The following is a 25,874-nucleotide window of genomic DNA, read 5'->3' as shown; positions in this document are numbered from 1 at the left end:
GCCGGCACGCGGGTTTCGCGGCCGCTTCGCCCTACACTGCACCATGACCCCGACGACCACGACCGCCGCCCCTACCGCTGCCAACGCCGCACCCGCCGACGCCCACTCGGCCGCCGTCGAACTCATCCGCTCGCAGGACCCCGACGTCGCCGCCATCCTCGACGCCGAGGGCGAGCGGCAGGCGAGCACCATCGAGCTGATCGCCAGCGAGAACCACGCCTCGCCCGCCGTCATGGCCGCCGCGGGCACGTGCATGACCAACAAGTACGCCGAGGGCTATCCGAGCGCCCGCTACTACGGCGGCTGCGTGAACCACGACGCCGTCGAGCAGCTGGCCATCGACCGCGCCAAGCAGCTCTTCGGCTGCAACTTTGCCAACGTGCAGCCGCACTCGGGCGCCCAGGCCAACGCGGCAGCCTTCCTGGCGCTGCTCCAGCCGGGCGACACCTTCGCGTCCTTAGTTCTCGCCGACGGCGGGCACCTGAGCCACGGCCTGAAGGTCAACATGAGCGGCAAGTGGTTCAAGCCGGTGCACTACCCGCTGCACTACGACGAATCCCACCCCGACTTCGAGCGCATCGACTACGACAAGGTCCGCGAGGTCTGCCTGGAGCACAAGCCCAAGGTGCTCATGTGCGGCTACTCGGCCTACCCGCGCGTGATCGACTTCAAGAAGTTCCGGGAGATCGCAGATGAAGTCGGCGCCATCCTCTTCGCCGACATCGCCCATATCGCCGGGCTCGTGGCCGCGGGCGAGCACCCGTCCCCCTTCCCCCACGCCCACGTCGTCACGACCACCACGCACAAGACCCTGCGCGGGCCGCGTGGCGGGCTGATCATGACCAACGACGAGGAGCTTTCCAAGAAGCTCAACCGCGCCGTCTTCCCGGGCATGCAGGGCGGCCCGCTCATGCACATCATTACCGCCAAGGCGATTGCGTTTGGTGAGGCGTTGCAGCCCGAATTCAAGACCTACGCGAAGAACGTGATCAAGAACGCGCACGCCCTCGCCGGCGCGCTGGCGAGCAAGGACTATCGCATCACCAGCGGTGGCACCGACAACCACCTCATGCTCGTCGACCTGCGCGGCAAGAGCGACGAGCTCACCGGCCTGGACGCCGAGCAGTGGCTCGAGGCCGCCGGCATCATCTGCAACAAGAACGGCGTGCCCCAGGACCCCCGCCCGCCCAAGACCACCAGCGGGATTCGTTTAGGCGCCGCCGCCGTCACCACCCGCGGCTTCGGCGAGCATGAGATGCAGCAGGTCGCCGGCATGATCGACCGCGTGCTGACCGCCGGGCTCAAGGGCGAGCTGGACCGCGAGGCGAGCAAGGTGCGCGAGGAGGTGCGGGGGTTGTGCGGGCGGTTTGCATTACCGGGTCATGGATAGCAGGTGGGTGACTCGGCTCACGGTCTCGCGGCAAGAACTCGAGCGAAGATCATCCAGGATATTCCCGTTGCACGTTCGCACGGCTTCGGTTAGCCTATCGGAACGGAGGAGGGCGAAAGTGGACAAAGCAACGGGTCTGGCTATCCTGGTGACGCTCGCGGCGATCATGCCCGGCCACGTGGCTTGGGCCCAAGGTTGCCCCGGGCCGCTCTATCCCGGCCAGACCTTTCCAGTGGGCGGTGTGCAGGCCGAGGATCTGCTTGCCGCCGACTTCAATGGCGACGGCATCACCGATGTCGTCACCTGCAGCGGTTCGTTCGGCGTGTGGTTGACGCTCGGGCTCGGCAGTGGCTCCTATGCCAGTCCGGTCTTCTTTGACACACCGGGTGAAGCGTTCCGATTGAACGCGGGCGACATCGATGGCGATGGCGATCTGGACGTGGTCGCCGCTCTGCAACGCATCGGCGACATCGCGTTACTCTTGAACGATGGCGATGGCGGCCTGGCGGACCCCGTGATCCTGGCCGTGGGCGCCCTGCCTCGTGGCGTGGACATCCAGGACCTCGACGGCGATGGCGACCTGGATATCGCGGTCAACAACGCCCTAAGCGGCGATGTCTCCATCCTGCTCAATCGCGGAGACGGCACATTCGGTCCCCAGGTCAGGTACGCCGTGGGCGATTCGGCCAGCGTGATGGCCGCCGGAGATGCCGACGGCGACGGCGACATGGACTTGGTTTTCGCCGATTTCTATGGCGAGTTCGTCGTGCTGGCCAACGACGGCGCGGGCGCGTTCGCGGTTGTGGAGCGACGGCCGGCCGGCGGACGAAATCCCGACGACATCACACTTTTCGACGCAAACGGCGACGGGCATCTCGACGCGGCGGTGAGCGGCCAGGGGGTGGGCGGGGTCTCGCTGCTCCTGGGCGCCGGCGATGGAACCTTCCCGCTGCAGTTGGCGGTCGATCCCAGCCGACAATACCAGTCCATCGCGGCGGGCGACTTCGACGCCGACGGCGACACCGACCTCGCGCTCGCCCCGCTCTTGGGATTTGGTCCCGCACGGGTGCTGGAGAACGACGGCCTCGGCCAGTTCACGCCCCGAACCGACATCGCCCCGATCGAGGCCGAGCAGGTCGTCTGGGCCGATGGCGACGGGGATGCGGACCTCGACCTCTTCACGCTCAAGGGCGGCCGCCTCGTCGCGATCGACGGTGACGGCCTGGGCGGGCTCGAGACGTACAGCGTCTACCAGCCCGGAGACATCGGCAGCGCCTACCCAGGCCCCATCGCGTTCGCCGACATGGACGGCGATGGCGACCCGGACCTCGTGACGACGCTCTTCGACGAACATCGCGTCGGGATCGCGTTGAACGACGATGGCACGTTGCAGCCGATGCAGACCTTCGTAGCCGGCTTCCAGCCCGGAAGGCTCGCCCTGGGCGACATCGACGCCGATGGCGACATCGACGTGGCGGTCGCCATGCCAGCGGCCAATCGCGTCATCGTGATGTACAACGATGGAACGGGCGCCCTGGATCGCCCGATCCTCTTGTCGGGCGTGGAAGAGTGCCGCAATCTCGCGCTCGGAGACATCGACGGCGATGGCGACCTGGACGTGGCCGCCGTCGCTCGCGGAGACTTTAACCTGCTCTACATCTTCGAGAACGACGGCGCGTTCATGCCCGGACGGATCTACCCGGTTGGCGACGCGCCGGGCCGCGTGAGCCTGGCGGACATCGATGGAGACGGCGACCTGGACGCCGTCGTCGGTACCCGGGATGGCGCGGGCGTTCTGCGAAACCGGGGCGACGGCGAGTTCGTTCTGGCGCCCACGGTGCCGGGCCATGGCTACGGCACGACTCTGGGCGACGTGGACCAAGACGGTGCGATCGACCTGATCACCGGCGAGACCGTTCGCGTCCGGGTCAGCCTGGGCAACGGCGACGGCACCTTCGGCCCCTCGGCAACGTTCCCCGCTGGCACCGATGCCTGCGACGTCGCACTCGCGGATGTCGATGGAGACGGGAAGACCGACATCGTGTTTGGGTCGGGCGTGTTCTTCAATACCTCGCACGCGGGCGGCGGCCTCGCCTTCGAGTCGTCGTCGCTCTACATCCCCGAGGGCTCGTGCAGCGATAGCCTGGCCGTCGCCGACGTTCGCGGCGCGGGCCTGCCCGACATCTTCGTGTCCAGCTTCGGGGTCGGGGTCGTGGCCATCCTGCCCCACCGCTGCCCGCCCGGCCCATGCCCAGCCGACCTCGACGCCGACGGCGTCCTCACCATCTTCGACTTCCTGGCCTTCCAGAACCTCTTCGACGCCGGCGACCCCATCGCCGACTTCGACGGCGACGGTTCGCTCACTCTCTTCGACTTCCTCGCCTTTCAGAACGCCTTCGACGCCGGCTGCCCGTAGGGCCCGCCGGGCTCAGGGATCGACCGGCACCGGCTGCTCGCCTTCGGCGGCGTCACCCTCAACCTCGAACGCATGCTCGAGCACGTCTGGGATGATCTGCACCTGCGTGGTGAACACCAGCGGCAGGTTCTGGCCCTGCACGTCGTAGCGGTCCTCGACGAAGAAGGCCGTGTAGCCGGCCTCGGGCTTCTCGATGCGCACGCGGTACCTGCCCGCGTGCGGGCCGTCTTCCTCGGGCGTCAGCATCCGCATGCGGAAGGGCTTGCCGACGACCTCCTCGCGGAAGTCGCGGGCGTCGGGATTGGTCGCGGGCCACAGCGTCAGGCGGCGCAGGTGCACGCGCTCGTCGGGGATCACCACCTCCATCACCCACTCGACGGCGTCGCCGGTGTCTTCGATGACCTCGACGTTGAGCGAGGGCAGCTCGACCTCGCACAGGATCGCCTCGTAGAAGCCGATGGCGCTGAAGATCGCGTCGCCGCTGCGGTCGATGGCGTGGTCCCAGTTGGGCACGATGCGCAGCCTCGTTTCACCGGGCAGGTCGTCGATCCAGTAGCGCGGCGTGTCGGGCAGGAAGTACTCGTCGCCGCTGGTGTTCAGCACGAACTTCGGCATGGTCAGCCGGTCGCGGAACAGGTACGGGTCGACGATCCGCCGCAAGCGCTCGCCGAAGGGCGTGTCGAGTTGCTGCATCAGGTTCCGCCCCGCGTAGTCGCCGATGGCCGGGGCGAAGAAGCCGTAGGCCCCGTAGTGGTGGCGCATGGTCGCAGGAAGGTTCAGCGTGTCGATGACCATCGGGATGATGGCCTCGACGCGGTCGTCGACGGCGGCCGTCAGCCAGGTCGTCCACCCACGCTTGCTGCCGCCCGAGACCACGAAGCCCTCGATGGCGTGCCCGCCGGCCTCCTCGGTCCGGGCGAAGGCCTGGAGAGCATCCATCGCCGCGACGACCGACTCGACCATCGCCAGATGGATCACCCAGCCGTCATCGCCGGTCCGCTTGGCGACGACCCAGCTCTCGGCCAGCAGGTCATCCTCGAAGCGGATGTCGCCCAGCGTCCCGTCGGGCTCGGGCAGCGACAGCGGCTGGTTGGGCACGTTGGGCACGGCGGCGACGATGGTGCCCGTCGCCTCGGCGATGATCCACAGCTCCTCCTGGAGCCGCTCGGGCGGCAGCGACTGGCGTTGCCCGCCGCCCACCAGCAGCAGGGCCGTGTCGTGCCGCGGGGAATCGGGCACGACGACCTGCATCATGTGGGTCCACTCGGGGTAATCAACTTCGCCCTCGGTGCGCCAGGTCTGGCTGGTCAGGTCGATGGCGAACCCCGTCAGGTCCTCGCGCCCGGCGCCGCCGGCGTAGGCCTTGACGACCTTCCACGCGAACGAGTCATCGCGCGCAGCGGTGTAGCGATCCAGCGGAGACTCGCCCGGCGGGACGGTCGGCTGGGGCTCGGCACGCTCGCCCGTCTGGGCGCAGGCGGCGATGGGCAGCAGGCACGACAGCAACAGGACGGCGGCTCGCTTCATGGCCGATGCTAGCCCGTCGCGCACTCCGCGCCGTTGCCGCCCCGCGTGCGCGGACGCCCGACCGGCTCTTCAGCCCTCGGCCCGTCGGATCGCTGCCCGGGCCGCGTCGTCGTCGTAGCCCAGCGCCTCGTTCAGGGCCGGTCCGCCGTGGCGAACGAACCAATCCTCGGCCGGACCGGACCAGTACCCCCGCTCGTCGGGCGGAACGCGCGTGAGCGTGTCCTGGCCGCGGGCGGCCTCGATCGCCGCCGCCGCGTCGCCACGCGGGGCCCCCAGCCAGCCGATGAGCCGCTCGACGACCGCCGGGCGGCGGAGCTCTGCAAAGTCCAGCGTCAGGTTCGCGTGCCACCGCCAATCGGCGGTGTGCCGGGCGCGATAGAGCACGATGTCGTGGTGCTCCAGGTAGCCCAGAAGCCGCTCGCGCGGGTCCTCGACCCTCGTCCACGCGCGGGTGTCCCGGCCGGTATAGGCCTCGAAGCGCATGGACGACACGATCGCCGAACGCAGCTCACGCACCAGGTACACCACGCGACAGCCCGACAGCGCCGCCCGCTCGCGATCGCCGCAGTGCAGGTGCCCCACCGCGAAGCCACCCGGCCCGGCGTCCTCGGCGAAGGCCTCGATGGGCCGCTTGATCTCCTTGGGAATGCCGCGACCTCCGTCCTTGTAGAACGCCTGGCCATAGTCGTGGTAGCAGTCGGGATAGACGTGCCGCCGCAGATCACGCAGGCCAAGCTCGCGCAGCAGCGCAGCCATGAAGTAGGTACCCGCCTTGGGGATGGTCGTGATGAAGAGCGGACGATCCATGGCGACTCAGCCCGCTTCCTTCTTGAAGATCAGCAGATAGTTGAACCCCCGGATGAAGAAGTTGTCCTTCGCCGCCGCCATGTGGCGGTTTCCTTGCCTTAATTTCGCGTTGCGCCGCACGACGCACACGATGTCGATGGGCCGGAAGTTCTCCCGCAGCATCGCAAACAGCTCGAAGCCGATGGGCATGAAGGTGCCGCCGGCCACGCCCTTCTGCTTGCGCCACGAGTCGCTGACATAGACGGCCATGTACCGCCGGTCCTTCAGCACGCGGTAGACCTCGTCGAACACGCCCGCCATCGCCTCGTAGTACGCCGCCTCGCTCGAATCGAGCTTGCCGATGCAGTCGGGGTGGTTGCTGTAGTCGATGTGGGTCGAGTAGGGCGGGTCGAGGAAGACGAAGTCGACCGATGCATCCTTCACCGGCAGCTCGCGCGCGTCGGCCTGCTTGATGTCCGGTCGGCTGGGGACCAGGTCGTAGCCGATGCCCTTGCGGCCCATGTCGGCGCACACGTCCAGGGTCGTGCCGCCGCCGCACATAGGGTCGAGCACGACGTCGCCCTCACGCGTGTATCGGTCCAGAAGCTGCCAGATCACCCAGCTCGGCGTGCCGCCGGTGTACGTCTTGTCGCCCTGGACGGTCTTGGCGCCGTCGTAGTGCTGGCTTGGGTAGGCCCACAAGGTCGTGGTCATGGGTCGCATGGGCGGGCGCTTGCCCGGGCGCACCTTGGGGTCGCCGGCGACGTCCTGCCAGCGGGGCGGCCCCGGCTTGGCCTTCTGCGGGCCTCGCTCGCTCATGAGGACGCGTCCTGGGCGATCAGCTCGAGCAGCTTCTTCTCCGTCTCGTCGAGGCTCAATTCGCTGCGCGCGCCCGCGGCGCGGATATGCCCGCCACCGCCGAACGCGCCGGCCAGCTTCGCGACGTCCGGGCCGCCCACCTTGCTGCGCATGCTGATCTTGACCTTCTTCGTGCCGTCGCCCTCGGGCGGCAGCTCGACCAGCACGATCGCCACGCGCACGCTCTTGACCGCGAGCGCCGGGTCGGCAAACCCGCTGGTCATGCCCACGCTCGCCCCGATGCTCGTGATGTCCTCGGCGTGCACCCGCACGACCGCGACGCCCAGGTCCTCGTGGAGGCTCAGCGAGCCGAGCGCCTTGCTCATCAGCTTCAGGCGCTGGATGGGGTCGCTCAGCATCGTCATCTTCACGAGCCTGGGATGCTCGGCCCCGGCCTGGACCAGATCGGCCGCCAAACGCAGCACGTGGGGCGTCACGCTGGGATGGCGGAACCAGCCGGTGTCCGTGCCCAGCCCGAGCATGAGCGGCTCGGCGATGTCCACCGGCAGGTCGCTGGCGCGCTCGATCCCCAGGAGCAGCGTGCAGACCTCGGCGGCCATCTCGCACGCCGCGGCGGCGTCGCTGTCGATCAATCGCGCCTCGGCCAGGTCCGGCGAGCCGCTGCGATGGTGGTCCAGCACGGCCACCCGGTCCGCCTTGCCCGCGATCCAGGGTTTGTATGGCTCAAGCTGGCTCCAGGCGCCGGTGTCGCAGACTAAACAACGATCGAACGCCGCCGGCGGGTCGCCGGCGTCGAGGTGCACCCAGCTCGCCTCGCCCAATATCTCGTCCATCCAGGGCGGCAGTTCGCCCGCGTAGGCAAGCTGGACCTGCACGCCGGCCATCTTTGCCGCCCGCGCGATCGCCAGGGTGCTGCCCACCGCGTCGCCGTCGGGCCGCGTGTGGCAGATGACCAGCAGCCGGCCCGCCTCGCGCAGCCATTCGGCCAATTCCTTCGGCGAGACGGTCGACTCGTAGGCGGGGCTCTCCGTGGCGCTGCTCATGCGTTCTGTTCCATTTCCTGCCACGAGGGCACGGTCGTCGACAAGAGTTCGTTCGCGCGCTGCACGTCGCGCGCGAGCTGGGCCGTCAGGTGTTCGACTCCATCGAAGCGGACCTGGTCGCGCAGGCGCGAGACGAAGGCCAGCCGCAGCGGCCAGCCGTACTCGGGCTCGTCGCGCCCGCGCTGGTACCCGATCAGGTGCGCCTCGACGCGGCGCTCGGCGCCGTCGAAGGTCGGGCGCTCGCCGACGTTGGCGGCGCAGGGAACAGCCCGGCCATCCTCCAGCGTCGCGATGCACGCGTACACGCCCTCGCCCGGCGGCGTCTGGTCGCTCGCCAGGTTCGCCGTCGGGAAGCCGATCGTCCGCCCGCGCTGGTCGCCCTGCACGACCGTCCCCACCATCTCGTACGCGCGGCCCAGCACACGCCCGGCGTCGGCCACGCGGCCGTGGGCCAGCAGCCACCGCACGCGGCTGCTGCTGGCGGCCACCACGCTCTGGTCGTTCAGCGAAACCTCGACCGGCTCGACGATCCGCACCGAGAAGCCCCTGGATTCACCCAATTCGGCCAGCGTCCCCACGTCGCCCGCGCGCTTGGCGCCGAACCGGAAGTCCGATCCTTCGACGATCGCCGCCGGATGCATGGGCATCAGCACGTCGTCGACGAACCGCTCGGGCGCCAGCCCCAAGAGATCCTTCGAGGGTTCGAGGCGCAGCACCTCGTCGGCCCCGGCGTCCAGCAAGCGGTCGGCCCGGTCCTCGAAGCCGGTCAATCGGGGCGGCGCGTGCTCGGGGTCGAGCACGGCCTTGGGCGAGGGCTCGAACGCGAGGGCGACGACGCGAGCCCCTCCCGGGGGGGTTCCGGGCTCCCCATCCAGCCCGTCGGCGATGGCCCTGGCGGTCTCGATCAGCTTCCGGTGGCCCAGGTGCACGCCATCGAACACGCCGATGGTCAGCACGGACCGCCCGCCTGATCGGGTCGTGTTCGGAAGATCGCCGGAATTGTCACCTGGGGGCGGCACGGCGGCATGGTACGGCCCCCACGGGCCGCCAGGCGGGGTTGGCGGTCCGATACCCAAGCGCATCGGGAAGCGATGCGCCCCTATCAGGGCCCGATGCGCACGTATCGACGGCCGATGCGCCCCTGTCGAGGGCGAATGCGCGCGTTTCGGGAGCCGATGCGCCCCTCTCGCGGCCCGATGCGCCCGCATCGAGAGCCGATGCGCGCCTCTCGCGATCCGATGCGCCCTCGTTGCGAGCCGATGCGGACCATTCGCCGGCCGATGCGCCCCAACGGCCCGCCGGACGCACCCCCGCGACCATCCCGCACGCGCGCCCCGCCGCCCACGGCCCGCCCGCCATGCCCCGTACAATTGCCATGGCCCCCGCGACGCTCGCGCCACGGGCCCCCCAGCGCACGCCCGACGCCCAGCCCACCCACTCGCGAGGACCATCGATTCCATGGCCATCTTCAGCCGCAAGCAGCCCCGCCCCATCACCACCGACGCCGCCCGACCCAGCGGCGCCAACGGCTACGCGACCCCCGACAACGGGCACGCGGGCGACCCGATCAACCCGGCCATCGCCGCGATCGGCTCGGACATGCTCGCCCGGGCCCGCAAGCACCGGGCCGGTCTGCTGAGCAAGAGCTTCTACTCCGACAAGCTCATGGACTGGTCCATGCGCGACCACGGCTTCAAGGTCGAGATGTTCCGCTTCGTCGACACCTTCCCCGTGCTGACAACCAGCGACATGGTGCACGAGCACCTGGTCGATTACCTGGGCCAGGACCACGTCACCATGCCCCCGGGCATGGACCTTGGCCTCAAGGCCGGCTCGCTTGCCAAGGGCCTCATGACCAAGACGATCTCGGGGCAGATCGAGGGCATGGGCAAGAAGTTCATCGCCGGCACCGATGCGCAGAGCGCGCTGCCGGGCCTCAAGAAGCTCTGGGACAACGGCATCGCCTTCAGCGTGGACCTCCTGGGCGAGGCCTGCGTGAGCGATGAAGAAGCCGACGCGTACAAGGCGAAATACCTGGACCTCATCGAGAACCTGCCCGAGGACGTCGCCGGCTGGAAGACCAACGCCCGCCTGGAGCGCGACCACCTGGGCGGCATCCCGCGCACGAACGTGTCGATCAAGATCAGTTCGCTCAGCGCCAAGGCCGACCCCATCGACACCGCCGGGGCGATCGACGACCTCATGACCCGCCTCACGCCGATCCTCGAGACCGCGCGCGACAAGGGCGTGTTCGTCAACTTCGACATGGAGCATTTTGCTCTGAAGGACCTGACCCTCGAGCTGTTCTTCCGCTGCTGCGAGGCGGTCGACTTCCACGCCGGCCTGGCCATGCAAGCGTACCTGAAGTCCGGCGTCGCCGATGCGCAGCGCGTCAGCGAGTGGGCCCAGCGGACGGGGCGCATCGTGACCGTTCGATTGGTCAAGGGCGCCTACTGGGACAGCGAGACGATCCACGCCGAGCAGGAGGGCTGGCCATGCCCGGTCTGGAACGCCAAGTGGCAGACCGACCAGTGCTTCGAGGACATGTGCAAGGTCTTCCTGGATCACTGCCCGGTCGCCCCCGAGGCCAGCGGCATGGGCCCGACGCACCTGGACAGCGGCTCGGGCGGCGTCAAATTGGCGCTTGGAAGCCATAATGTCCGCTCGATCGCCGCGGCGCTGGCCTATAGCGATTCCAAGGGCCTGCCGCGCACCGCCGTCGAGCTCCAGATGCTCCACGGCATGGCCGACCAGCTCAAGCACGCCGCCAGCGACATGGGCCTGCGCATTCGTGAGTACGTGCCCGTGGGCGAGATGATCCCCGGCATGGCCTACCTCGTGCGCCGGCTGCTGGAGAACACCAGCAACGAGAGCTGGCTGAAGGCCGGCTTCCTGGACGAGGCCGACGAGGCGGTGCTGCTCGCCCGCCCCGCCCCCCGCGCCGGCCAGCCCACGGCCATCGACGACCTCTACAAGATGGCCGCCGAGCGCCACGAGCTGAGCAACGCCCACCCCAACGTCGGCGACGGCCGCCCCTTCACCACCGAGCCCCTGCGCGACTTCTCGAGGAAGGACGTCCGCGAGCGCTTCGCGAAAGCGGTGCAATCGGCCAGCGTCCCCACGGTCGCCAACGACCGCACGCCGCAGCAGGCCAGCGAGATGGTCGCCCGCGCCGAGCGCGCCTTCCCCGCCTGGCGCGACGCCGACCCGGTGAAGCGCGCCAGCGTCCTCGTCCGCGCCGCCCAGGCGATGCGCGAGCGCCGCGATGAACTCTCCGGCGTCATCATCAAGGAGAACGGCAAGGACTGGCGCAACGCCGACGGCGACGTGGCCGAGGCCATCGACTTCTGCGAGTACTACGCCCGCCAGAGCGTGGCCCTCTTCGAGCGCCACCGCCTGGGCCGGTTCATCGGCGAGCTCGACGAGACCTGGTACCAGCCCCGCGGCGTCGCGGTGGTAATCAGCCCGTGGAACTTCCCGCTGGCCATCGCCTGCGGCATGACCACGGCCGCGCTCGTCACGGGCAACACGGTGATCCTCAAGCCCGCCGAGCAGACGCCCGCGATCGCCAAGATCTGCTTCGACATCTTGAAGCAATCCATCGACGCCGAGTTCGGCGGCGAGCACCAGGACGCCATCCACTTCTGCCCCGCCCCCGGCGAGACCACCGGCGCCGCCCTCGTCCGCGATCCGCGCGTGTCGCTGCTGTGCTTCACCGGCAGCAAGGCCGTGGGCCTGGACATCATCAAGGCCGCCGGCGTCACCCCCGAAGAGCAGCACCACGTCAAGAAGGTCGTCTGCGAGATGGGCGGCAAGAACGCCATCATCGTCGACAGCAGCGCCGACCTCGACGAGGCCGTCCTCGGAGTTCGCCTCTCGGCCTTCGGCTTCCAGGGCCAGAAGTGCAGCGCGTGCAGCCGCTGCATCATCGTCGACCCGCAGGGCCCAGAGGGCGAGCACACCCAGACCTTCATCCGCCGCCTGGTCGCCAGCACCGCCTCGCTGATCATCGGCGACCCGACCAGGCCCGGCACCGACGTCGGCCCGGTCATCGACGAAGAAGCGGCGACCAACATCCGCCGCCACATCGAGACGGCGAAGAAAGAGGGCCTGAAGCTCGAACTGGCCATGGACGTGCCCGCCGGCCTCGAGCAATCCGTCGGCAAGCCCTTCGTCGGACCGCACATCTTCAGCGGCGTCACGCCCGACAAGACCCTGGCCCGGCAGGAGGTCTTCGGCCCGGTGCTCGCCATCATGCACGCCAGCAGCTACGACGAGGCACTGAAGATCGCCAACGGCCACCCCTACAAGCTCACCGGCGGCGTCTTTACCCGCAAGCCCACGCACATCGAGAAAGCCAAGCGCGACTTCCGCGTGGGCAACCTCTACATCAACCGCGGCATTACGGGCGCCCTGGTCGCCCGCCAGCCCTTCGGCGGCTTCGGCATGTCGGGCGTGGGCAGCAAGGCGGGCGGGAGCGACTACCTGCTCCAGTTCGTCGAACCCCGCGCGAGCTGCGAGAACACCATGCGACGAGGCTTCGCGCCCGAGCTGTAAGCCTCACTCGATCAGGCGTACGCGTGCAAACCAGCCAGCAGCAGGTTCACGCCGAAGTACGTCCACAGCATGATGCCGAATCCCGCAACGCTCAGCCACGCCGTGAGCAGGGCCTTGCCCTGTCCCATGATCAGCCGCACGTGGATGACGATGAGGTAGACGATCCACGTGATCAGCGCCCAAGTCTCCTTGGGGTCCCACGCCCACCAGCGGCCCCACGAGTGGTCGGCCCACCACGCCCCCAGCAGGATGCCCACGCCCAGCGTCCAGAAGGCGAGCTGCAGCGCCGTCATCTGCGCCTTGTCCAGGTCGTCCAGCGTGCGCGCGAGCGTCCGGTCCTTGGCGATCGACGCCTCGCCGTGCAGTGCGACCGCCGCGGCCTCGCGCGCCGACTGACGCCGGCTCATGAGCGACACGAGCAGGTAGAACACGCTGCACAGGAAGCCCACCGTGATCAGCCCATAGCTCACCAGCACAGTCGTGACGTGGTACTTCAGCAGCACGCTGGTATTCAGAATCGCCGCCTCGCGGCCGATGGTCTGCCCGGGGATCGCCGTCTGCGTCGCGGCGATGAGCACGAGGAAGCCCACGCCCGCCGCCGCCGCGCCGAACAGCCACTGCCGCTTGAGCAGCATCAGCCCGACCGCCACGATCGCCGCAAACAGGCTCAGCCCCACCATCGACTCGAACTGGTTCTGGATCGCGAACCGCTCGGCCACGAGGCACCGCAGCGTGAATCCGATCGCGTGCAGCAGCACGGCGCCCACCAGCAACCCCACGCCCGCACCGATGAGCCACTTGCGTCCGGTGCCGAACGCCAGCACCAGCGCGAGGAAGCTCAGGCCGTAGGCCCACATACCGATGTCGAAGAAGTCGCCGTTGTTGTACGCCAGTTCCATCCGCGCCCGGCTGACCGGATGCGTCTGCGGATTGATCGCCGCGAGCTCGCGCGCCAGCGTGGCGATCGCGGCGTTGGCCGCTTCCGCATCGAGCGATCGCCACGCCCGACCCAGTTCCATGGCCGCCGCGCGAGCCGGATGGCTCTCGGGCAGGTCCTCAACGTGCACCCACTGTTGGTCGTTGGTCTCGGGCGCGACCACGCGCAGCATCGCCCCCGCCCCGGCCGCGACGCGCAACGCGTTGTCGGCCTGCCCGAGGGACCGTCGCACCGGTTCGAGGTGCCCATAGCGCTCGAAGATCGGCTGGCCCAGCGTCTCGACCATGATCGGGCTCACGCGGGTCATCCGGAGCCACAGATCACGCCGGTCGGGATCATCCGGAAACGCCGCTTCCAGGAAGTATTCGCGCACCGGCAGGTAGTCGACCGCGATCAGGGGGCGATCGGCGTAATGGGCCGGATCGATCGCCAGGTCCAGCAGCACGAACAATGGGTCGAACCGCGCCTTGTCGAAGCGATCGGGATCCGCCGCGGCGTAGCGATCGCCTTCGCTCGAGAGCGGCGATGCCCCTGCAGCCAGCACGAGTTCCTCGTATCGCTCGCGACCGGTCAGCGTCCGCATCATCTCGAGTGCCAGCGTATCGAGGATCTTCACCCGACCGTTGTGGAACACCGCCGTTGCGCGCAAGGGGGCGAGGTCGATCTCGTCGGCAAAGACTGCCTTCTGCTCGGGCACAAGACCAAGCCGAACGGGCCGGCCGAACGGCGCGCTGTGTCCGTGTCCGTCCACGTCGGCGGAAGTCTCGGGATGCTGGTTGCCCGCCGGCTCGAGCTGCGCCCGGGTCGGGCACGCCACGAACAGCAGGACCAGGATTGCCAGGACCACGCGGGTCATGCCGCCTCCTTCTTGTGCATCGCCGCCAGCTTCGCCTTGCGACGCTTGAGCATCCACGGCTTCACGTAGAACGCCCATGGCGTGCCCACCGCCATGAGTACCCCGCCCAGGGCGATCACGTGGATACCCGGGTTGTTGCCTACGTGCAGGATGGTGAACTGTGCGTACGGCTCGGGAATCGCCCCCTGGTCGGCCAACGCTTGCGTCCGTTCCCAGCCCTGGGCGTCCCATCCGGCTTGGGCGAACTTGAACTGGGCCGGGTCCAGGCGCGACCCGACGAAGCCCAGCACGTTGGCAAGCAACCCGCGCTCGTCGCTCCACACGAACGGCGCCCGTAGCGGCGCATTGAGTTGCGTCTTGCGCGTGTACGGCTCGAACCACTGGTTCGCCCCGCTGGGCTCGACGTGGATGGTCGATCGATAGTCGCGTGGCGCGCCGCGGTGGTCGTAGGCCACCATCTCGAAGTCGACCATGCGAATCTGGAACCCAGGCAACGCACGCCTGGCGCGCGCAAACGCCAGCCGCATGCTCCGGCCGTCGGGAAGTTCCACCCGCGTCGCCTCGCTTTGCCCGATGTTCAGGTACTTCATGAACGGCAGCCAGACCACGCGACGCCAGTCTCCCAGCGAGACCTCGACCGCCAGCATCGCCTTGTCGTGCGTGCCGATGAACTCGCCTTCGCGATCAATCTCGGGCACGGGGATCGGCCGCTCTATCTCCGCCGCGTGCGCCCACGACTCGCTGCGCCTGAGGTCCAGCCCCTCCACGATGGTGAACCGTTGGCCGATCTGGGCGTCTTCGATCACGCGCACCGCGTTGCCCGGCTGGCGGATCGCCACGCGGGTGCGCCCGTCGCCGCGATCATCGAACACCACGTGCAGGCCGGTCAGGTCGAGGTAACGCACGCGCACGAGCGACTCATCGGCGCCCTCACGGTTCGGCCGCCCGTCGGCTTGCTCGCCTTCACGCAGGTCCTGGCTGATCTCGGGGAATCGGCTGTAGACCCAGCGTGTGATCTCGTCGTCGCCGTTGGTGATCTTCACGATCGCCACGCTGCTGGTGCTGTCTTCGTAGCCCGCGGTGATGATCGGGAACGGCGGCTCGGGCAGCAACTGCTCGACCTCGAACCCAAGCCCACCCCATTCGAAGGTCTGCCCCTCACCCACCGGAATCACCGTGGGCGTCGCTTCGCCCGGCATCGTGATGGCCAACGCATGCCGAGCCGCCGACGGCGCAGGGGCCGTGAGTTCACGCCAGGAATGTCCATCCAATTGACGGCGATACTCGAGCGTGAGGAACGGGAGCTGCGACACCCGCAATCGCGGTCGATCGGGCACGAAATAGAAGCGGAACAACGGTCGGTCGCTGCGAACCAACTCTCCCTGGGGCGTCACGTCGCTGAAGAACTCGACGAAGTGCACGGGGTTGGCCGTCCCGCCGGCGGGCGCCGGCGCGGGCGTCCAGTCCGTTCGTTGCTCGGCGTACGGGGCATAACCCACGATGCGCAAACCAACATCGGGATCACTCACGCCGGTCTGCGTGGGCGGCACGGCAACGTCCAACTCGCGACCAGTTTCCTCGAGCGGTCGCAGGACCTCGGCGGTCTCCAGGGCGCTGTCTTCCAGCCCCGCGGCAAGGGCGTAGGCGTTGTACCGCGGCACGCCGCTGAGCAGGCGCTGGTCCCACCCGCGGCCCTGGCTGATCCACAATGCGACCTCGCCGCGGTCGTAGAAGCCCGCCTGCGGGGGACCATCGGTGGGCAGGCCGTCGGCGCCCGTCGGCCCGGCCAGCAACAGCACGTCGCCCTCGAGCTTCATCGCGCCGTAGTAGATGCTGCCCAGGCCTAGCAGGATGATGCCCGTGTGGACCGTCAGCACGCCCAGGTTGGGCAGGTTGAACGCGATCCGCCGGACCGTGCTCACGATCATCGTCATCACGAACAGCACGAGCACGACGCGCAGCGGCCACCACGAGTAGAACTCCAACTCGGTCATCTCGAACGCCGGAAGCCGGCGCACCGTGACGTCCGCGTAGCGATCCGCGACCGACCCGAGCACGCGGAAGCCCTCACCCGTCGCCGGTTCGTATCGCAGGTGGGGCCAGACCAGTTGATGCCATCCGACGATCGCCAGCCCCGCGCCAACGAGCAGCGCCAGCAGAACGAACGAGAACCGCCAGCCACGCTCGCTGCCGCGCGTTGCCAAGCCCGTCGCCGCCGCCGTCGGGCCGGCGACGAGCGCGATCGCCGCGACCAGCGTGAGCCCATAGACGCCCCATGTCAGTCCGTCGATCAACAGGCCCACCGGCAGGCTCGCCAGCGCGCCGTACAACGCAACCACCACGAGCAGCCCCACGCCAAAGAGCACGCTGCTGAACAGCCGCAGCACCCAACGAACGGGCAACAACGGCCCGGTCAGGTGCGCATCATCCCACTGCTTGACCTGCTGCCACTTCCGGCTCATGGAGTCTCCAAGGGCTCCGGCAATGGTAGGGAAGCGGCCCGGTGTTCGTTCCTGCACGACCGGAAAAACTCCACTCGCACAGGAACGCTTACGCCAGCGCCACGCCGCCCCGGGAGGCCACCAACGCGCGTGCGGCATCTCCCCCATCCGACTCGACGCTGATCAGGCCGAGGACCTCGGCGCCAGCCTTGAAGACCTGCTCGGGCAGGCCAAGCGCGACCGGAGCATGACGGTAGAGCATGGCGGCCAGCACCTCGGGCGCCACGCCGTCGCGCTCAAGCAGCAGCCTGGCCTCGTCCAGCACGCAGATTCCACGCCCTTCGATGCTCTCGGCAGGCAGGTTGATGATCGAATCGGTCCCAAGGGCCACGGGCACGCCCGCCGCCAGGAGGTCGCGATAGCGATGCGGCCCGAATGCCTCGGGCGCGCCGAAGTAGGTCGACGCCCGCGGGCAGTACGCCACACGCGCCCCGCTCTCGGCCAGGAGCGCCACGTCGGCGTCGTTGAGATCGTTCAGGTGCACCGCCAGCACGCCGTCCAGCACGCTCCGCAGGTGGGCCACCGGGCTGAGGCCCTGCCCGAAGCTGGCCGCGACGTCGCTCGACCAGAGCCCCAGCCCATCGAGCATCGCCGCGATGGGGCCCACGCCGCGGGCGATCAGTTCCCGCTCGGCCATGCTCTCGGCCAGGTGCGTGCAGATCGGCGCCCCGGTCGCCCCGGCTCGCTCGTATGCCCCCAGCGACGCCGAGTAGGGTGCATGGGGCTCCAGGCCCAGACACATGCTCGTCGGCGTGCAGGCGTTCATCTGTTCCAGGGCGCGGTCGAGCCCCGGCGAGCCGTCGGGCGAGAGCGCGAAGAACTCCAGGAACGAGACGCCCGACAAACCCGCCGAATCGAGCGCCCGAGCGGGCGCCAGCGAGGGAGCGCCGCCCACCGAGCCGGCGATGTCCCCCACCGCCACCGAGCCGCCCCTGAGCAGCAGGTCGATCCCGGCGCGCACGCTGGCGGCGATGTCGGCCTCGTGCGTGTGGCGGCCGCGGCGGACCATGTCGATCCACGACGCGAAGCCGCCCTCACCCATGGGCTGAGGGCCGATGTGGGTCAGGTCCAGGTGGGCGTGGGCGTTGACCAGGGCGGGCGCGACGACGCGGTCGGGCCAATCGACCGGCTCGGCGGCGGCAAAAGCGGGATGGGTCCGGACCTCCTCCTGCGTGCCGATTGCCAGCACGCGGCGGGCGTAGCGGCCTGTCGCTTGCACGAGCAGGCTGTCGCTTGCGCGCACCGTGCCGCGGGCGTCGGCAATTCCTGCGCATCGCACCGAGAAAACCCGGCCCGGCGCGTCGGGCGCGGCATATCGTGAGGCCGCGGACCGGGCATCATCGGCGGAGGCCGGCGGATGCCGGTGCGTCTGACGGCTTGTGTGATGGGGTTCGTGCACGCACTCCGATACTACCAGAGGCGTCGCACGCCCAACGACCACGTTCGCCCAGGAAGGACCGGGCCAATGACCGGGCCAATGACCGGACCAGCACGGAGGATCCAGATGACCGGCAGCTTGAAGAAGACCACCCGTCCGCTCGCCCTGCTCACGATGGGCGGCATCGCCCTGTCCACCCTGGGCGGCTGCGTCAGCCAGAGCCGCTTCGACGCGGCCGAGCGCGACAACCGCATGCTCCGCGACCAGCTCGCCCAGCTCGAGCAGCAGAGCGGCAGCTACGACGGCCAGCTCGAGAACGAGCGCCGCCTGCGTCAGCAGGCCGAGGCCGCCGCCAGCCAGGCCAACCAGGCCCTGGCGGGCGCCCAGGACGACCTCGCCCGCATGGAGGACCAGCTCCTGCGCCTGGGCGAGCAGGTCGACAACGTCGCCCTGATGACCCTGGACCGCCGCACCGACCAGGCCCTGCGCGAGCTGGCCCGCAAGTACGCCGGCCGCATCGTCTACGACCCCGACCGCGGCATGCTCCGCTTCAGCAGCGACCTGACCTTCGCCAGCGGCAGCGACGCCGTGACGGCCGAGGGCCGCCAGAGCCTCCAGGACCTGGCCACCATCCTCAAGGCCCCCGAGGCCCGCGGTTACGAGCTGGAGATCGTCGGCCACACCGACAGCCAGCCCATCAGCAGCGGCACCGCCACGCGGCACCCCAGCAACATGCACCTGGCCGCCCACCGGGCCATCTCGGTGCGGCGCGAGCTGGTGACCATGGGCCTGCCCGCCAGCCAGATCCAGGCCAGCGGCTGGGGCGAGCACCGCCCGCTGGTGCCCAACACCTCCAGCGGCAACACGCCCCAGAACCGCCGCGTGGAGATCTTCATCCGCCCCAGCACCGGCGGCATGCAGGTCGACTTCGCGACCGTCCCCGGCAGCGTCGACGCCCCCATCGACGACGCCCGCGGCACCAGCGGCCGCGGCCCGATCGATAAGTAAGCCGTCGCCGAACCGATCAGCCAGCCGATCGCCACGCCCGGGCACCCGCCCGGGCTTTTTCGTGCGCCGGGCGTAGACTCGCCGGACCACCCCTCGGAGGCCCTGCCCATGACCACCCCCCTGCCCGTCCACACCGACGACCGCGGCCAGCCCGTCCTCATCGTCGAGCTCACGCAAGATTCCCCCGTCGTCGTGCTCGACAAGCCGCTGCTCGAGGCCCTGGACGCCACCCTGGCCAGTCTCGACCTGGACGGCGTCGCCGGCGTGGTCCTGGCCAGCGCGTCGGAGAAGGTCTTCGTCGCCGGGGCCGACCTCAAGGCCGTGCGGGACCTCTCGGACGCCGACCTGATGGCGTACCTGGAGTTCGGGGCGTCCGTCTTCGCCCGCCTGCACCAGATGCCCCTGTGGACGGCCGCGGCCATTAACGGCGCCGCCCTCGGCGGCGGGCTCGAACTGGCCATGCACTGCGACGGGCTCATCGGGGCCCCGGGCGGCAAGCCCTACCCCGTGGGCCTGCCCGAGGCCGGCCTTGGCATCTGCCCGGGCTGGGGCGGCACGAACCTGCTGCCCGCCCGCATGACGCCGGCCGTCGCCATCGAGAAGACCGCCGCCGGCGCCCCCTTGCCCTACCCCGACGCCGCCGACGCCGGCCTCTTCGACCTGATCGCCCAGGAGGCCGCCGGCCTGCGACAGCTCGCCGCCGACTGGATCCGCGGCCAGGGCCCGGCCCCCACCCGCGACGGCGCGCCCCTGAAGTGGATCGGCCGCAACCCCGAGCCCGTGCGCGAGGCGCTCCAGGCCGTCGAGGATTCCCTGCCCGACACCGGCGCCGCCCGCGCCGTGGCCGAGGCGGTCGCCGTGGGCCTGGGCACGCCCCAGGGCGAGATCACCGAGCCCTTCGGCCAGACCGGCGGCGGCTGGCCCGCCGCGCTGAAGTGCGAACGCCAGCACCTGGTGCGCCTGCGCCACGAGCCGGCGGGGCGCGAGGCCATCGAGAAGTTCTTCAATAAGAGCAAGTAGACCGGCGGGCGGGGAGCGCAGGGCGCGGCCGGTGCGAGCCGGGGGCCCTCACGCCGACCGGCATCGCATCTCGACGCCCATCGGCAGGCCCGCCGGGGCGCTCCAGGCGCTGGCGGCCCCCGGGCGGACGGCCCGCACGCGGTACCAGATCGTCGCCACGCCGCGGGGCGTCGCCTCGTCGACGAAGGGCCGCTCCAGCGTCACGCCCGCGCGCTCCCACGGGCCGGTGCGCCGCCGGCCATGGGGGCCGACGTCCTCCACCTGGCGCTCGATCTCGAAGGCCGCCCCGCCCCGGCGGCTGGCCGCGAAGCCAACGACCGCCCGTCCCTGCGTGTCGAGCGAGACCGTCAGCTGGCTGGGCACGGCCGGGGTGGGCGTGGTCTTCTTGGGCCCGGGCTTCTCGGGCGGGTCGATGCGGCCGGCGGCGTAGACGCCCGCGGGGTCCTCGCTCGCGCTGGCGGTGAAGCGGATGCGGCGGACGGCCTTGCGGGCCACCGCCTCGGCCCTTTCGCCCAGGGCGTCGAAGCGGGCGGTGGCGGCGATGGCCTTCTCGCGGGCCAGCTCGGCCTGCCGGAGCGCCTCGCGGGCGGCCTGGTAGGCGGCGGTGATCTCGGCCAGGTCCTCATCGGAAAAGTGCAGCAGCCCGGCGTGCTGGGCCCACGGCCCCAGCCGGGATCCCAGGAACTCGACGGTGCGTCGCTTGCTGCTGGTGATGGTCTTGGCCATGGACGGGCTCCGCTGGCTGGCCCGGCCGCCGCGTGGGGCGGGCCGGCGGGGGGATGCGAGCGGGCCATCGGACGCTCCGATGGCCCCCTGATGTTCTTCGGGCATGCGGACGGGCCACTTGAGACCAATCCCCGAGATTTCCGGACCGATCCCGCGGGCCGCCGGACCGATCACAGGGCCCCCGAGATCGAGGACGAGCGGCCCGGGATCGATCTCGCAGGCCTCAGGACCGGTCCCCGAGGCCCCGGACGCCCGCCCGGGGCCCGCCAGCACGCCCGCCCGGGCCCCGGCGGCCCGCCGCGGGCCAACGATGCCGCGATGGCGCCGCCCGAGCATGCCGATGGCCAGCCGCTGGACCCCGCCGCGGCGCGGTTGGGCCCCGACGCCGAGCCGCTGGGCGCGGGGGTGCTGTGCTATCAATGCACGTACGACCTGGCCGGACTCGACGCCGGGGGCGTATGCCCCGAGTGCGGGCTGGCGATCGCGGCGAGCTGGCCGGCGTGGGACCTGCGGGCGTGCCATCGGGCGTACGTCGAGCGCGTTCGTGGCGAGCTCGGTGCGATCCGGCACGTCGCCGGGTGCTGGGGCATCCTGGCGCTGTCGGGGGCCATCGTGGCGTGGGCCCAGACGATGCCGGGTCCGTGGGGCATGGGCGAGCAGGTCGGCGCGGTGGGCGCGCTGGTGGTCTTCGGTTCGTCCATCGGCATGCTCGCGTCGTGCGCGGGCCTGGAGCGCCGGCTGCGACGCGACCCCAATCGGGCGGTGCTGCCGGGCGCGGCGACGCGCAAGGCCGTGCTCGTCGGCGCTGCGCTGCTGGGCGCGGGCACGCTGGCGGCGGTCCTGGTCGCCCCGCTGGCCTCGGTTGCATCGGAGGATCTCGGGCTGCTGTTCGCCATCGTTGGCGCGACGGCATGGTTGAGTGGTGGGCTGATCGTGCACGTGTACGTCCTGGCGTATGCGCTCCAGACCCTCGGTCGCGCGGGCGTCCGGGCGCGGCGGGCGATGCTCGAAGAGGCCCCGGGCGTGCTTCCGCTGGCGGGCCTAGCCCTCGTGCCATTCGCCGCGTTCAGCGTGGTGCACTGGGCGTGGGTGGTCGCGGCAACGCTGCTGGGCGTGGCGCTGGCGGCCGGGGGCGTGGCCCTGCGTTGCGGGCGGGCTCAACGCGTGCTCGATGGATTGATCGCAAAGCCCGCGTGAGCGCCCGTGCTATTTCCGGATCAGGCGGCGCTCTGCATCCACCCACTGCGCTCGCACGGCGTCGTGCTCGGACGCCCGGCCGCACTCGGGGCAGGTTCCGGTGGCGTCGAGGTTGCGCAGGTCGTAGAGGCAGTCGGGGCAGAGCAGGTGGTCGTGGGCGGCGGCGCGGCGGAGGGCGCGTTTCGCCGAGCGATGGCACAGGTAGACGCACGCGAGGCAGAGCCAGACGATCGGGAACAGCAGGCCGTTGGGAATCAGGTCGTTCAGGCCAAAGCCGTCGAGCGCGATGAAGCTCACCGGGACGAGGATGACACCCAGCGCGAGCCCCATGGCCAATCGCATGGGCCTGCGAACCGCCGATGGCAGCTCGGAATCAATACTGAGTCGTCGCGCTTCCCTCTGGAGCCAGGCGTGCAGGCGTGGGGGAGGCGTGGCGGGCATGGGCAAGCGTAGTGCGACCGGGCGGCCATTCATCCCGCTCGCGCGGGGGGCTCGCTTGGTCGCACCTCCGCGCCCTTCGCATCCTTCGCGTGCGACCCGCGCCGGGCCGCGTGCGCCAACGATCACCCGATGGCCGACCATGACCGCCAGGCCGAAGCGACCATCCCCGCCGGCGTCGCCTGCGCGGGGTGCGGCTATGAGCTGGCCGGGCTGCCGCGCGGGGGCGTGTGCCCCGAGTGCGGGCTCGATGTCCCCGCGAGCTGGCCCGTGTGGGACCTGCGCCGGTGCGCGCGGCCGTACGTCGAGCACGTGCAGGACGAGCTTCGCATGCTCAACTGGGCGACCATGGCCGCCTGGGTCGTGCTGGCCTCGGCCGCCGTGGGCGGGCTTGGCGCGGCCCTGGAGCCCCACGGCGGCGCGGTGGCGGCCACGGCGATGTTCCTGGGGCTGCTGGCGATCGCCGGGCTCGTGCCGCTGCCGTTGTTCGTGCTCTATGCCTGGCAGGCGCTGCGCCGCCACCCAAACGACGCCCGCAGCCCCGGGGCCGCCCTGCGCCGCCGCCTGCGCTGGGGGGCGGGCATCGGGATGGCGGGGCTGGTCATGGCGCTGCTGTTCATCGCCGCGGGGTTCCTGACCGGCCAGAGCCTGGGGCCGGCGTACGGCGCCACGACGGCGATCCTGGCCGTGGGCGGGCTGGGCTGGGCGTCCATCGAGGCGATGGCCTACGCCGGGGCCATCCTGGGGCGGGCGGGCATGCCGGGCGTGGGCCGCGGGCTGTTGCCCGGCTGGGGCTTCGCCCTGGCCGTGCTGGCGGTGGTGGCGGCGGGGAGCATGTTCGTCGATCTGGGGCGGCCGCTGGCCCTGGTCGCCTGCTCGGCGGCCCTGCTGGGCCCGGCGACGGCCCTGGCCGTTCGGCTGGCGCGGGCGCGGGCGGTCGTGGACGCCCTGCTGGGCCGCATGACCGGTCCGGACCCGGCGTGAGGCCGCGGGTGCGTGCTTTCCCCCACCATCCGGTGGCCTTCCGAAACCAGACCGCGGACGCTCGCCCGGGGTGGGTTTTGCCTCAATAATGCGGTTCAGACACGCACGCACCGCTGCGGGCAGCAGGCGTTGGGTCCGGTAGGCCCGATGGCCGACGGCATCCGTCCGGATGCCCGCCAGGGCGTGCCCGGCGCCGCGACCAAGGAGCTCGACACGATGGCCGACCTGAAGAACATGAAGGGCGTTTCCGAGGCCGACCGCAAGCTGCTCGAGGAGGCCGAGGAGCTGCTGGGCGCCGAGCCCGAGTCGATGGGCTTTGCCAAGAACCTCTTCTGGGGCCGCTTCCGCGAAGACCTCATGCTGCCCTACCCCCAGCCGTCGGACGAGGCGAGGAAGGCGTGCGACGCGCTGGTCGAGAAGCTCGAGCACTACCTGCGCACCGAGCACCCCAGCATCCAGATCGACCAGGAGCAGGAGATCCCCCGCTGGGTGATCGACAAGCTCTTTGACCTGGGCGTCCTGGGCATGACCATCCCCAAGGAGTATGGCGGGCTGGGCATGGGCATCACGGCGTACAACCGCGTGCTGGAGACCATCGGCAAGTACTGCGGCAGCACGGCCGTGCTCGTGAGCGCCCACCAGTCGATCGGCTGCAAGGCGGTCATGCTGTTCGGCACCGAGGAGCAGAAGGCCAAGTGGCTGCCCAAGCTGGCCAAGGAGTGGGTCAGCGCGTTCTGCCTGAGCGAGCCCAATGTTGGTTGTGATGCGGGCGGCCAGGAGACCCGCTGCGAGGTCTCCGAGGACGGCGAGTACTACATCTTGAACGGCGAGAAGAAGTGGGCCACCAGCGGCGCGATCGCCGGCCTGTTCACCGTCATGTGCAAGCAGAACATCGACGGCAAGGACAAGGTGACGGCGCTCGTCTGCCACCCGGACATGCCGGGCGTGGACATCTACCAGAAGAACCGCAGCAAGTGCGGCATCCGTGGCACGTGGCAGGCCCGCATCCGCTTCAAGGACGTCAAGGTGCCCAAGGCCCACCTGCTCCATAAGGAGGGCCGCGGCCTGAACGTGGCGCTGACCTGCCTGAACTACGGGCGTTGCACGCTCAGCGCCGGCATGCTGGGCGGCGCGAAGCGCGCGATGGACCAGGCCATCCGCTGGAGCCAGACGCGCTACCAGTTCAAGGCGCCGCTGGCCGACAAGGATCTGGTCAAGCAGCGCATCGCCCACATGGCGGCGCTGACATACGCGATGGACTCGGTGCTCTACATGACCACCGGCATGCTCGACCGCCACGATGAAGACATCATGGTCGAGACGGCCATCTGCAAGGTCTTCTGCTCGGAGATGGGCTGGCGCGCGGTCAACGACGCCGTCCAGATCATGGGCGGCGAAAGCTACATGACCGAGAACGAGGTCGAGCGCATCTTCCGCGACAGCCGCATCAACATCATCGTCGAAGGCTCCAACGACCTGATGTGGTCGTTCATCTTCGGCTACGGCGGCAAGCAGCTCGGCGAGGCCATGCTGGGCGTCAAGCTCAAGGTCGACTGGGACAAGGACGAGAGCTTCGGCCAGAACCTGTCTCGCATCATCCCCAACCTGCTGCAGCCCAAGACCCTCAAGGCCGCCGTGCCGCTGGGGGCGCAGGTCTTCCTTGGCATCCGGCCAAAGGCCCCGAGCATCACCAAGGTGCACGCGAGCCTGAGGCCCCAGGCCGATCGGCTGGCCAAGCTCATCCGCGAGCACAGCCACCAGTTCAAGATCACCTCGAAGCGCTACGACGCCGAACTCGTCAGCCGCCAGGTGCCCCAGGCGCGGCTTGCCCTCAACGCGATCTACCTGCACGCCTTCGGCTGCACGCTCAGCCGCCTTGACAAGGACATCCGCGATGGGCTGACCGGCCCGGAGATGGAGCGCAACAAGGCCGCGGCGATGCACTTCTTCGATCTGGCCGAGACGTGGATCCAGGCCAACTGGCGCGAGCTGTACGAGAACGCGGACGACACGCTGTTCAAGGCGGCCGACGCGGCGCTGGCCCACAACGCCACGCTGCCCACCGAGCGGTTCATCATCCCCGAACGCACGCCGACCGATCAGAAGGGCGAGGGCCGCAGCGTCAACCAGGACGCCATCAAGCAGTTCCCCGGCGACAACGCCGCGCAGAAGATCGGGCTGGAGGCCCACGCCGGCGCGGCGACCTAAACTCTGTCGTTCGACGCATCTCCGGCGGAGCACGAACCGTGCCGCCGACCCGATCCCGGGCCGACGGCTATGGTGCGCCCGGC

The 25,874-nt window shown here is 70.0% G+C and carries 18 protein-coding genes; 8 read left to right on the top strand and 10 right to left on the bottom strand.

The window, feature by feature from the left end:
* Positions 1–43: 43 nt before the first annotated feature.
* Together glyA and RIE32_09780 are read left to right on the top strand one after the other, a co-directional pair.
* Positions 44–1,390, top strand: coding sequence for a serine hydroxymethyltransferase (gene glyA / locus RIE32_09785; GenBank protein MEQ9096541.1), 1,347 nt, complete (start codon positions 44–46; stop codon positions 1,388–1,390).
* A gap of 118 nt (positions 1,391–1,508) precedes the next feature.
* Positions 1,509–3,806, top strand: coding sequence for a VCBS repeat-containing protein (locus RIE32_09780; protein ID MEQ9096540.1), 2,298 nt, complete (start codon positions 1,509–1,511; stop codon positions 3,804–3,806).
* Between the two features lie 12 nt (positions 3,807–3,818).
* On the opposite strand, the gene RIE32_09775 is transcribed toward RIE32_09780, so the two are convergent.
* The 5 genes from RIE32_09775 to ribF form a co-directional block, all read right to left on the bottom strand.
* Complete coding sequence (locus RIE32_09775) at positions 3,819–5,333, bottom strand: PhoPQ-activated protein PqaA family protein (protein ID MEQ9096539.1); 1,515 nt, start codon at positions 5,331–5,333, stop codon at positions 3,819–3,821.
* Positions 5,334–5,402: 69 nt separating this feature from the next.
* Positions 5,403–6,140, bottom strand: coding sequence for a hypothetical protein (locus RIE32_09770; GenBank protein MEQ9096538.1), 738 nt, complete (start codon positions 6,138–6,140; stop codon positions 5,403–5,405).
* Positions 6,141–6,146: 6 nt separating this feature from the next.
* A complete protein-coding gene (locus RIE32_09765; GenBank protein MEQ9096537.1) occupies positions 6,147–6,938 on the bottom strand; it encodes a DNA methyltransferase in 792 nt (263 codons plus the stop codon).
* Positions 6,935–7,981 carry a DHH family phosphoesterase gene (locus tag RIE32_09760; protein MEQ9096536.1) on the bottom strand — a complete coding sequence of 349 codons (1,047 nt, stop codon included), beginning with the start codon at positions 7,979–7,981 and terminating at the stop codon, positions 6,935–6,937. Before RIE32_09760 ends, RIE32_09765 begins: the two co-directional genes overlap by 4 nt.
* Complete coding sequence (ribF, locus tag RIE32_09755) at positions 7,978–9,000, bottom strand: riboflavin biosynthesis protein RibF (protein ID MEQ9096535.1); 1,023 nt, start codon at positions 8,998–9,000, stop codon at positions 7,978–7,980. Before ribF ends, RIE32_09760 begins: the two co-directional genes overlap by 4 nt.
* Positions 9,001–9,439: 439 nt before the next feature.
* Here ribF and RIE32_09750 point away from each other — a divergent pair, with 439 nt between their 5' ends.
* On the top strand, positions 9,440–12,538 hold the full coding sequence (locus RIE32_09750; protein MEQ9096534.1) for a proline dehydrogenase family protein: 3,099 nt from the start codon (positions 9,440–9,442) through the stop codon (positions 12,536–12,538).
* Positions 12,539–12,549: 11 nt separating this feature from the next.
* On the opposite strand, the gene ccsA is transcribed toward RIE32_09750, so the two are convergent.
* From ccsA to RIE32_09735, 3 genes are all read right to left on the bottom strand, one after another.
* On the bottom strand, positions 12,550–14,331 hold the full coding sequence (gene ccsA, locus RIE32_09745) for a cytochrome c biogenesis protein CcsA (protein ID MEQ9096533.1): 1,782 nt from the start codon (positions 14,329–14,331) through the stop codon (positions 12,550–12,552).
* Positions 14,328–16,793: a hypothetical protein gene (locus RIE32_09740; protein ID MEQ9096532.1), complete on the bottom strand. Its 2,466-nt coding sequence runs from the start codon at positions 16,791–16,793 to the stop codon at positions 14,328–14,330. Before RIE32_09740 ends, ccsA begins: the two co-directional genes overlap by 4 nt.
* 88 nt (positions 16,794–16,881) lie before the next feature.
* Positions 16,882–18,111, bottom strand: a complete 1,230-nt coding sequence (locus tag RIE32_09735; protein MEQ9096531.1) for an amidohydrolase family protein — start codon at positions 18,109–18,111, stop codon at positions 16,882–16,884.
* Positions 18,112–18,336: 225 nt separating this feature from the next.
* Here RIE32_09735 and RIE32_09730 point away from each other — a divergent pair, with 225 nt between their 5' ends.
* Together RIE32_09730 and RIE32_09725 are read left to right on the top strand one after the other, a co-directional pair.
* Positions 18,337–19,218 carry an OmpA family protein gene (locus RIE32_09730; GenBank protein ID MEQ9096530.1) on the top strand — a complete coding sequence of 294 codons (882 nt, stop codon included), beginning with the start codon at positions 18,337–18,339 and terminating at the stop codon, positions 19,216–19,218.
* Between the two features lie 108 nt (positions 19,219–19,326).
* Positions 19,327–20,238 (top strand): enoyl-CoA hydratase/isomerase family protein, encoded by a 912-nt coding sequence (locus RIE32_09725; protein ID MEQ9096529.1) that lies wholly within the window; start codon positions 19,327–19,329, stop codon positions 20,236–20,238.
* Positions 20,239–20,286: 48 nt separating this feature from the next.
* On the opposite strand, the gene RIE32_09720 is transcribed toward RIE32_09725, so the two are convergent.
* Entirely contained in the window at positions 20,287–20,964 is a 678-nt protein-coding gene (locus tag RIE32_09720; GenBank protein ID MEQ9096528.1) for a hypothetical protein, read from the bottom strand.
* 318 nt (positions 20,965–21,282) lie between these two features.
* Between RIE32_09720 and RIE32_09715 the strand changes: the two genes are divergently transcribed.
* A complete protein-coding gene (locus RIE32_09715; GenBank protein MEQ9096527.1) occupies positions 21,283–22,161 on the top strand; it encodes a hypothetical protein in 879 nt (292 codons plus the stop codon).
* A 9-nt stretch (positions 22,162–22,170) separates the two neighbouring features.
* On the opposite strand, the gene RIE32_09710 is transcribed toward RIE32_09715, so the two are convergent.
* Positions 22,171–22,602, bottom strand: coding sequence for a hypothetical protein (locus RIE32_09710; GenBank protein MEQ9096526.1), 432 nt, complete (start codon positions 22,600–22,602; stop codon positions 22,171–22,173).
* A gap of 129 nt (positions 22,603–22,731) precedes the next feature.
* Between RIE32_09710 and RIE32_09705 the strand changes: the two genes are divergently transcribed.
* Both RIE32_09705 and RIE32_09700 read left to right on the top strand, forming a co-directional pair.
* Entirely contained in the window at positions 22,732–23,583 is an 852-nt protein-coding gene (locus RIE32_09705) for a hypothetical protein (GenBank protein MEQ9096525.1), read from the top strand.
* A 147-nt stretch (positions 23,584–23,730) separates the two neighbouring features.
* Positions 23,731–25,791: an acyl-CoA dehydrogenase family protein gene (locus RIE32_09700; GenBank protein ID MEQ9096524.1), complete on the top strand. Its 2,061-nt coding sequence runs from the start codon at positions 23,731–23,733 to the stop codon at positions 25,789–25,791.
* Positions 25,792–25,874 lie beyond the last annotated feature (83 nt).

It is taken from the genome of Phycisphaerales bacterium (assembly GCA_040221175.1).
Lineage (GTDB): Bacteria > Planctomycetota > Phycisphaerae > Phycisphaerales > UBA1924 > JAHCJI01.
Note: the sequence above shows the minus strand (reverse complement) of the source record. Positions and strands in the feature narration are given on the sequence as shown.

Bases quoted from the DNA above. Each gene is read 5' to 3' on its own strand.
- RIE32_09710 (MEQ9096526.1), bottom strand. From the start codon at position 22,602: ATGCCCGCCACGCCTCCCCCACGCCTGCACGCCTGGCTCCAGAGGGAA.
- RIE32_09740 (MEQ9096532.1), bottom strand. From the start codon at position 16,793: ATGAGCCGGAAGTGGCAGCAGGTCAAGCAGTGGGATGATGCGCACCTG.
- ccsA (MEQ9096533.1), bottom strand. From the start codon at position 14,331: ATGACCCGCGTGGTCCTGGCAATCCTGGTCCTGCTGTTCGTGGCGTGC.
- RIE32_09700 (MEQ9096524.1), top strand. From the start codon at position 23,731: ATGGCCGACGGCATCCGTCCGGATGCCCGCCAGGGCGTGCCCGGCGCC.
- RIE32_09770 (MEQ9096538.1), bottom strand. From the start codon at position 6,140: ATGGATCGTCCGCTCTTCATCACGACCATCCCCAAGGCGGGTACCTAC.
- RIE32_09730 (MEQ9096530.1), top strand. From the start codon at position 18,337: ATGACCGGCAGCTTGAAGAAGACCACCCGTCCGCTCGCCCTGCTCACG.
- RIE32_09765 (MEQ9096537.1), bottom strand. From the start codon at position 6,938: ATGAGCGAGCGAGGCCCGCAGAAGGCCAAGCCGGGGCCGCCCCGCTGG.
- RIE32_09775 (MEQ9096539.1), bottom strand. From the start codon at position 5,333: ATGAAGCGAGCCGCCGTCCTGTTGCTGTCGTGCCTGCTGCCCATCGCC.
- RIE32_09750 (MEQ9096534.1), top strand. From the start codon at position 9,440: ATGGCCATCTTCAGCCGCAAGCAGCCCCGCCCCATCACCACCGACGCC.
- RIE32_09725 (MEQ9096529.1), top strand. From the start codon at position 19,327: ATGACCACCCCCCTGCCCGTCCACACCGACGACCGCGGCCAGCCCGTC.
- RIE32_09715 (MEQ9096527.1), top strand. From the start codon at position 21,283: ATGGCGCCGCCCGAGCATGCCGATGGCCAGCCGCTGGACCCCGCCGCG.
- RIE32_09760 (MEQ9096536.1), bottom strand. From the start codon at position 7,981: ATGAGCAGCGCCACGGAGAGCCCCGCCTACGAGTCGACCGTCTCGCCG.
- glyA (MEQ9096541.1), top strand. From the start codon at position 44: ATGACCCCGACGACCACGACCGCCGCCCCTACCGCTGCCAACGCCGCA.
- RIE32_09720 (MEQ9096528.1), bottom strand. From the start codon at position 20,964: ATGGCCAAGACCATCACCAGCAGCAAGCGACGCACCGTCGAGTTCCTG.
- RIE32_09705 (MEQ9096525.1), top strand. From the start codon at position 22,732: ATGGCCGACCATGACCGCCAGGCCGAAGCGACCATCCCCGCCGGCGTC.